This window comes from Halorubrum ezzemoulense DSM 17463 (assembly GCF_002114285.1).
Lineage (GTDB): Archaea > Halobacteriota > Halobacteria > Halobacteriales > Haloferacaceae > Halorubrum > Halorubrum ezzemoulense.
The window spans coordinates 1-8476 of sequence record NZ_NEDJ01000100.1; the positions used below are offsets into that span (position 1 = coordinate 1).

The 8476-nt window shown below is 71.9% G+C and carries 7 protein-coding genes; 5 read left to right on the top strand and 2 right to left on the bottom strand.

The genetic code is table 11. The features are described 5' to 3' along the window. The first annotated feature begins 11 nt into the window (after positions 1-11). From B9H04_RS16665 to B9H04_RS16675, 3 genes are all read left to right on the top strand, one after another. Positions 12-227 carry a DUF7569 family protein gene (locus B9H04_RS16665; protein ID WP_049932009.1) on the top strand — a complete coding sequence of 72 codons (216 nt, stop codon included), beginning with the start codon at positions 12-14 and terminating at the stop codon, positions 225-227. Between the two features lie 79 nt (positions 228-306). Next, the gene (gene thrC, locus B9H04_RS16670) at positions 307-1590 is read left to right on the top strand and encodes a threonine synthase (RefSeq protein ID WP_049932011.1); all 1284 of its coding nucleotides are present in this window, start codon (positions 307-309) and stop codon (positions 1588-1590) included. 150 nt (positions 1591-1740) lie between these two features. Then, positions 1741-3540 carry a histidine kinase N-terminal 7TM domain-containing protein gene (locus tag B9H04_RS16675; RefSeq protein ID WP_248648657.1) on the top strand — a complete coding sequence of 600 codons (1800 nt, stop codon included), beginning with the start codon at positions 1741-1743 and terminating at the stop codon, positions 3538-3540. Here the strand turns inward: B9H04_RS16675 and serA are convergent. Further along, positions 3503-5107: a phosphoglycerate dehydrogenase gene (gene serA, locus B9H04_RS16680; protein WP_085682876.1), complete on the bottom strand. Its 1605-nt coding sequence runs from the start codon at positions 5105-5107 to the stop codon at positions 3503-3505. The two genes, B9H04_RS16675 and serA, sit on opposite strands and share 38 nt — an antisense overlap. Positions 5108-5278: 171 nt before the next feature. On the opposite strand from serA, the gene B9H04_RS16685 reads away from it, so the two are divergent. Both B9H04_RS16685 and B9H04_RS16690 read left to right on the top strand, forming a co-directional pair. Then, positions 5279-6595: a hemolysin family protein gene (locus B9H04_RS16685; protein ID WP_049932014.1), complete on the top strand. Its 1317-nt coding sequence runs from the start codon at positions 5279-5281 to the stop codon at positions 6593-6595. Positions 6596-6682: 87 nt separating this feature from the next. Next, positions 6683-7513 carry a DUF7504 family protein gene (locus B9H04_RS16690; RefSeq protein WP_049932145.1) on the top strand — a complete coding sequence of 277 codons (831 nt, stop codon included), beginning with the start codon at positions 6683-6685 and terminating at the stop codon, positions 7511-7513. A gap of 98 nt (positions 7514-7611) precedes the next feature. Here the strand turns inward: B9H04_RS16690 and B9H04_RS16695 are convergent. Next, positions 7612-8476, bottom strand: an 865-nt coding sequence (locus tag B9H04_RS16695; RefSeq protein ID WP_139835142.1) for a HEAT repeat domain-containing protein, incomplete at its 5' end; no start/stop codon positions are given.

Consider the following 8476-nt stretch of genomic DNA (forward strand, 5'->3'; position numbering starts at 1 on the left):
ACCGACACCATATGAGCGACGCGCCGACGACTGCGCCCTGCGACGCCTGCGGCGAGGCCACGACGGACGCGCTCGCGCGCACCGTCCGGCTGAGCGTCGACCGGGCGAACATCGACACCCAGCGGCTCTGCCCCGACTGCTTCGCCGACTGGATCCAGCGCTACCAGGACCGCCTCGGCTCCGGCGACGACGGGGGCGACGAGAGCTCCGAGATCATCGTCGACTGAGGCCGAACGCGTTCGCGTCGGCCGGCAACGTCCGTCTCGACCGCCCGTCTTAAGCCCCGGCGGGACGGACGCCGTGGTAATGGATCTCGCCATCGACGCCCCGACCCCGGCGGCGCCAGACTGCGCCGACGACGGGACGTGGCTCGCGTGTATCGCGTGCGACGAGACGTTCGCCCCGTTCGAGGCGGTGCGCTACACCTGCGACGAGTGCGACGGCCTGCTCGAAGTCCGGTACGACGACCCCCCGACGTTCGACGAGTTCGGGTCCGGCGCGTCCTCCGACGGCCCCGACCGCGGCGTCTGGCGCTACCGCGAGGGGCTCCCGTTCGACCTCGGCGTTACCCTCCCCGAGGGCGACACGCCGCTCCACCGCGTCCCGCGCATCGAGGAGGCGGTTGGCGTCGACGCGCTTCGGATCAAACACGAGGGGATGAACCCCACCGGCTCGTTCAAGGACCGCGGGATGACCGTCGGCGTCCGCGTCGCGAAGGAGCTGGGCGTCGGCGCGCTCGCGTGCGCCTCCACCGGCAACACCTCGGCCGCGCTCGCGGCCTACGGCGGCCGCGGCGGGATGCAGACCCTCGTCCTCCTCCCGGAGGGGAAGGTCGCCGCCGGGAAGATCGCGCAGGCGAGCCTCCACGGCGCGCGCATCCTGGAGGTCGACGGCAACTTCGACGCGTGCCTCGACATCGTCCAGGAGCTGGCCGCCCGCGGCGAGGCGTACCTGCTCAATTCGCTGAACCCGTTTCGGCTGGAGGGGCAGAAGACGATCGGCTTCGAGATCTTAGAGGAGTTCTACGCCGACTACGGGACGTTCCCGGACCGCATCGTCCTGCCCGTCGGCAACGCGGGCAACACCTCGGCGCTGTACAAGGGGTTCCGCGAGCTCGTCCAGTCGGGCGCGCTCGACCCCGACGAGGTCCCCAAGCTCACCGGCGTCCAGGCGGAGGGCGCCGCGCCGATGGTCGAGGCGGTCGAGGAGGGGAACGACGAGATCCGCCGCTGGGAGGAGGTCGAGACGCGGGCGACCGCGATCCGCATCGGCAACCCCGTCAACGCGCCGAAGGCGCTCCCCGGCATCCGGAACACCGGCGGCACCGCCGTTGCCGTGAGCGACCCGGAGATCACCGCCGCGCAGCGCCACCTCGCCAGCGAGGGCGTCGGCGTCGAGCCCGCCTCCGCCGCGAGCCTCGCGGGCCTCAAGAAGCTCCGGCGCGAGGGCGTCGTCGACGACGACGAGCGCGTGGTCTGCCTGACGACCGGCCACCTCCTCAAGGACCCCGACGCCGCCTACGAGGCCGGCGGCGACCCCGAGCCGGTCCCGAACGACGCCGACGCCGTCGTCGACCACCTCCACGACTGATCGCCCGACGGGGCCGGTCGGTGCGGCCGCCCACCTCCCGCTCTCGACCCGCGCCCTCGACACCCCAGAGCCGTTGGCGCTATCACCGATTGCCGAACACGTCGCCCCGACAGTTTGTATTAAGTAGTAAACACTTGAACGACAGACAAGTTGATAGACGTCCCGACGACCGCGCCGCTCGCCGCGCTCGCCGCCGTCGTTGCGGTCTGTGCGACGGCGGTCGCGTTCGACTCCCGCGACGAGTCGGGCGGTCGCGCCGCGGTCGCGTTCATGGCCGCGATCGCCTGGTGGTCCGCGGGGCTGTTCGGCGAGGCCGTCGCGACGACTGAGGCCGGGAAGCTGTTCTGGCTCAACGTCCAGTACCCCGCGACCGCGGTCGTCCCGGTCGCGGCGGTCGCGTTCGTCGCGTCCTACCTCGGCTACGACGCGTGGCTCTCCCGGCGCCGCCTGCTCGCGCTGCTCGCCCCGCTCGCCGCGTTGACCCTGCTGAGCTGGACGAACGATGTCCACGGGCTGGTCCGGACCGGGACCGACCTCGTCGCGGTCGGCTCGGGGACGGTGCTCGTCCGGGAGTTCGGCCCGGTGTGGTGGGTCGGCTGGCTCTACTCGCAGGTCCTGCTCGTCGGGACGTTCGCGACGCTCGCGTACGGCGTGTACGACTCGGCGCCCGCGTTCCGCGCGTCCGCGGGGCTGCTGCTCGTCGGCTCTGCCGCGCCGTGGGGCGCGCAGTTCGTCGTGCTCGGGGGCGGCCCGGCGTTCCGGCCCGAACTCCTGTTCGTGCTCACGGGCGTCGCATTCACGATCGCGGTCCGGCGGGGGCGGACGCTGGGCGTGACGCCGGTCGCCCGGCAGGTGACCCTGGAGGCGGTCCCCGACCCGATCGTCGTCGTCGACCGAAGCGGGCGGATCGCGGACGCGAACCCGGCGGCCCGCGCGTGGCTCGGCGAGGGCGTCGCGGTCGGCGTCCCGATCGCGGACGCGCTCGCCGACGCCCCGGAGGTCCGCGCCGCGTACCGCCGCGGCGAGGCCCCTGACGAACCGCTCCGCGTCGAGGTCGCCGGCGAGCCGCGGTTCGTCTCGCTCTCTGCCGTTTCGCTTCCGACGCTCGGCAGCCGCTCGCAGGGGACGGTGTTGCTGTTTCGCGACGTGACCGACTCGGAGCGCAACCGGCGGGACCTCGAAGTGGCGAACGACCGGCTCCAGACGCTGACGCACGCGCTGGCGCACGACATTAAGAACCCGTTGACGGTCGCGGACGGGTTCACGGACCTCGCGACCGCGGGCGACGAGGCGGCGGCCGAGCGGGTCGAGAGCGCTCACGACCGGATCTTCGAGATCGTCGACGAGACGCTCGCGGCCGTCGACCACCCGGACCCAGACGCCGGTGCCGAGTCGTTCTCGTTCGCGGCCGCGGCCGAGGCGGCTTGGCGGACCGCCGAGACGGCGGGAGCGACGCTGACGGTGGCGGGCGACGAGTCGTACGCCGCGGACAGGACTGCGGTGCGGAGCGTCTTGGAGAACCTCTTCCGGAACGCGGCTGTCCACGCCGGGTCCGACGCGACCGCGTGTTCGACCGGGGCTACACGACTGCGGACGAGGGGACCGGGATCGGCCTCGCGTCGGTCGCGGCGCTCGCCGAGTCGCACGGCTGGACGGTCGGCGTCGGTGCGGGTCGCGGGGCCGCAGAAGGGGAAGCCTGCCTGTCGGACACGACGGTCGGCGACGGCGCGGCGTTCGTCGTCGCCTTCGGGGATCGACCGATCGAAGCCGTCGCGTCGCCCGTCGTCGCCGACGCGGACGCGCTCGTCGCGGTCTCGGAGTCGCCCGCGGCGGAGTCGTAGCCCGTCCGGGGACGGTCTGATATCTTCTCCGGGGCTGCGCAGTACTCGCCGCCTACTCGGCGAGTCCCGCGTTACTCGTCCGCACGCCCGTCGGCGCCGTCCAGGGTGAGCTCGGTGATCTCGACGACGCGGTCGTCCGCGAGCAGCTCCTCGGTCGCGGCGTCGGGGACGGCCGAGTCGAGGTTGTAGACGGTGAGCGCCTCCCCGCCCTGCGTCTCGCGGCCGTTGAACATCCCGGCGATGTTGACGTCGTGGTCGCCGAGGACGGTCCCGATGAGCCCGATGACGCCGGGCTCGTCGGTGTTTCGCGCGACGAGCATGTGGCCGTACGGGACCGCGTCGACCCGGAACCCGTCGATCCGGACGATGCGGGCGTCCTCGCCGGCGAACAGCGTTCCCTCGACCGCGATCTCGTCGTCGCCGTTGTGGACGGTGACGCGCACGAGGCTCTGGAAGTCGTCGGTCTGCCGGGTCTTCGACTCGGTCACCTCGATGCCGCGCTCCTCGGCGAGCCGCGGCGCGTTCACCGCGTTCACCTGCCACTCCAGCGGCTCGAAGACGCCCTTCAGGGCGCTCGCGGTGACGAGGTCGACGTCCTCCGCGGCGATGTCGCCCTCGTAGGTCGCCTCGACCCCGGTGATCCGACCGTCGAGCAGCTGGGCGGCGACCTTCCCGGCGGTCTCGGCCACGTCGATGTACGGCTCGATTCGCGGGAACGCGCTCTCGTCGACCGAGGGCGCGTTGAGCGCGGTGAGGACCGGCTCGTCGTCGAACGCCGCGAGGACGGCCTCGGCGGTGTCGACCGCGACGTTCTCCTGGGCCGCCTCCGTCGACGCGCCGAGGTGCGGGGTCAAGACGATCTCCTCGACGTCGAGCAGCGGCGAGTCCTCGGGGAGCGGTTCCTCGGCGAAGGAGTCGAGCGCGGCGCCGGCGAGGACGCCGTCCTCGACCGCCTCAGCGAGCGCATCCTCGTCGACGATGCCGCCGCGGGCGCAGTTGATGAGGTAGCCGCCCTCCAGCTTGGCCAGCTCGGCCTCGCCGATCATCCCCTCGGTCTCGGGGAGAAGCGGGGTGTGGATCGTCGCGAAGTCGCCCACGGCGAGCGCGTCGTGGAGGTCCTCGACGAGCTCCGCCCCCATCCGGTCGGCGCGCTCCTCAGAGATGTACGGGTCGTAGACGACGAGGTCCATCCCGAGCGAGTCGAGGCGCTTGGCGACTTCCTGCCCGACGCGGCCGAGGCCGACGATGGTGAGCGTCTTGTTGTTCACCTCGGTACCGAGGAACTCGCCTTTCGCCCACTCGCCGCCGATCAGGCGACCGTGCGCCTGCGGGATCGAGCGCGCGACGGCGAACGTCATCGCGACGGTGTGCTCGGCGGCGGCGCGGACGTTCCCCTCGGGGGCGTTTGCGACGATGACCCCGTGGTCGGTCGCGGCCTCGATGTCGATGTTATCGACGCCGATGCCCGCCCGGCCGACGATGACGAGCTCGCTCGCGGCCTCGAAGACCGCCTCGTTCACGTCGGTTCCGGACCGCACGATCAGCGCGTTGGCGTCGGCTGCGACGTCGAGCAGCGCCTCCCCCTCCGCCTCGTAGTCGGTGACGACCTCGTGGCCGGCGTCTCGGAGTCGGTCCAACCCCGCGTCCGCGATGGGGTCGGTCACGAGTACCTTCATGTCGAAACGCACCCGCGGCGCGGGGTTAACGCTTTCCTCATCGCGCCGTTTTGCCGCCCGAACGGATCCGCGCTCGTGGGTATCGACCCCTCTGTTTCGACTGGAGAATGCGCGTTCGTGGGTATGTTCGCCGCCGGTACTCCCTTTTATATTGGGCCGCACGTTCCGCGCATGAACCTCACGATCGCGTTCGTCGGCGTCGGCGCCATCCTCGCGCTGACCGCGGTGAGCGCCTTCTTCTCCAGCTCGGAACTCGCGGTGTTCTCCGTCCCCGGCCACCGGATCGACTCGCTCGTCGCGACCGACGCTCCCGGCGCCCGGGCGCTGTCGGCGCTGCGCGACGACTCCCACCGGTTCCTCGTCACGGCCTTGGTGAGCAACAACGTCGCCAACATCGCCGCCGCGTCGGTCGCGACCGCGGTGTTCGTCCGGTTCGGCTTCTCCGGCGGCCAGGCGGCCACGGGGTCGACGCTCGTCACCTCGGTGTTCGTCATCGTCTTCGGCGAGATCGCGCCGAAGTCGTACGCCGTCGCCAACGCGGAGCGACACGCGCTCCGGGTCTCCCGGATCGTCGTCGCGGTCCAGCGCGTGCTCCGTCCCGTCCTGTACGTGTTCGAGGCGGCCTCCGGCGTCGTCAACCGCTTCACCGGCGGCGAGTCCGCCATCGAGTCGTACCTCACCCGGGAGGAGATCGCGACGCTCGTGCGCTCCGGCGAGGTCGCGGGCGCGCTCGACCCTGACGAGGGCGCGATGATCCGGGGCGTCCTCGATCTGGAGACCACCACCGTCGCCGCGGTGATGGTCCCCCGGACCGACGTGGTCGCGCTCCCCGACACGGCGACCCCGGCGGACGCGCTCTCGCGGGCCGCGAGCGAGGGAGTCACCCGGATGCCGGTGTACGGCGAGAACCGCGACGACGTGGTCGGGGTCGTCGACGTCCGCGACGCGATCCGCGCCGACGAGAGCGGTGCCGACCTCGCGAGCGCGCTCAGCGAGCCGGCGTTCGTCCCCGAGACGAAGCCGCTCGACGAGCTGTTCACGGAGATGCGCGCGAGCGAGACGCGAATGGTGATCGTCGTTGACGAGCACGGCGCGGTCGTGGGAATCGCGACGTTGGAGGACCTCTTCGAGGAGGTCGTCGGCGAGCTGGTCGGCCGCTGGGAGACGGACGCGGTCGACGTGGTCGCGCCCGACGCCGCCGTGGTCCGCGGCTGGACGACGGTCGGCCACCTCAACGAGGCGCTCGGCCTCTCGCTGCCCGCGGACGCAGGCGTCGAGACTGTCGCGGGGCTCGTCACCCGTCAGCTCGGGCGGCTCCCGAAGGAAGGTGACCGCGTCGCGGTCGGCGAGGTCACGCTCGCCGTCACCGGCGCGACCGCGACCCGGGTCACGCGCGTCCGGGTCGAACACGCCGACGAGAACGGGTTCGCGGTCGACGCGTCTGTCGGTCCCGACGGCGGTGACGCCGGCTCGCTCGGGCCCGAGTGACCGCCGCTCCTCCGACGCCGCGGTCTCCACACACATTACCCAACATACATGTGCTTCCGACGGTTCCCGAGAGACACGTCTCTGATCATGGTGAGCCGTTGGGCGTGTGGCCGGTGCGGGTTCGTCGCGTGGACGCGGGACCGCTCGGAGATGGTCGACGTGACCGGGTCCCACCTGCTCGCACACGACTCCGACGCGCTCTCTACGTCTGACTTCCGTGTAAGTTGGGACTGCCCGTACTGCGCCACGGCCAAGACCACCTACGACAGCGGCGGCGCCGTTGCCGAGTTCAAAAGGCACCTGTACGAACACGTCGCCGACCGGGTCGCCGACGGAACACACGTGGCCGAGCGGGTCAACTGGGACGGGGTCGTCCGCGTCGACGCGTCGGCCGCCGGCGACGAGGCCGACGCGCTCCGGACCCACTTCCACGCCGCCGCGGGGCTCGTGGTGGCCGTGACCCCCTCCCCGGAGCGGCTGGTCCGCGCGCTCGACGAGGCCCTCGACGCGTGGCCACGGCGGGCGGTGATCGTCAGCACCGGGGAGTACGACTTCGAGGCGACGCCCGATGTGGACTTCCAGGGCCGGAACGTCGAAATCGTCGAACTCGACCCGCGGCTCTCCCCGGCCGAGGTCGGCGAGACGGTCTCGCGGATCCTCGACGACAACCATGAACCCGGCGAGCGCGTCTCGCTGGAGGTGAGCGTCTTCCACCAGATCGTCGCCGCCTTCGACGTCGAACGGTCGGTGGCCTTCATCCGTATGCTCGCCGCGCGCCTTGCCGACGCGGGCGGCGTCTTACAGCTGTACGTCGACGCGGACGCGGATCGTAACGTCGCCACCGTTCTGAACCTCCTCGACGAGACGATCGACCTGACGGTCGCGGTCGACGACGGGCAGTTCGTTCGGCGGCCGTGACTGCGAGAACTTGTCTCCCGTTCCCCGTCCTCGCTCACCCGTCGTAATCGCCCTTCACTCGGCGTCGCTGGGTCCAGTCACTCGGCGTCGCTGCGCTCTCACTCGTTGTAGCTCTCCGTGTAGTCCGCGGGCCAGCGGACGTAGACGTACTCCACGTCGCGGTCCGCGGCCGCCTCGACGACGGCCCGCTTGAACCGCCGCAACACCGCCCTGGCGCGTTCCCGCGCGGCGTCGGAGGCGGCCTCGTCGCCGGCGAGCGCGCGGAGGTTCCGCTTGATGTCGACCCCGAGGGCGGAGTCGGTCTCGTCGTCCGGCAGACCGTCCCCAGTCCCGCTCGTCGAGGCGATCCGGGGCAGGTACGCGGCGGCGAGATCGGCGACCAGCCGGTCGCGGTGGTCGAGCGCGTCGATCAGCCACTCGACCGCGGTCGAACGGTCCGCCGCGGTCGGGTCCGCGGATTCGAGGAGTTCGCAGTACAGCCACGCCGCGTACCGCTTGGTCTCGGTGTCGACGCGCTCCTCCGATCCCGCGGTCGCGTCGGCGGGCGCTGCCCTCCGGTCGGCTCCGGTTCGCTCCGCGGCGACTGCCCGGAACACCGCGAGCAGCCCGTCGGCCTCGAAGGGTCGCTCCGCGAGGAGCCGGTCGCGGACATCGCCCGCCGGGACGGCGTCCGACTCGGCGATCACCGCGGCGACGGACCGCGCGGCTGCCCGGCGAACCGATGCCGAGGGGTCCCGCAGCGAGCCGAGCAACACGCCGGTCGCGTCCCGGCGACCGAGCGCTCCGAGCCGACGCACGACGGCGAGCCTGAGTCCCTCGTTGCCGCGCCGTGCCGCGCGCGCGAGCAGTTCGACCGCGTCGTCGCTCTCTATCGTGACAAGCGCGTCGACCGCGGCCCCGCGCACCAGGTCGTTCCGCGCGTTCACGAGCGGGCGAACCGCTTCGACCGCCTCCCCGCCCACC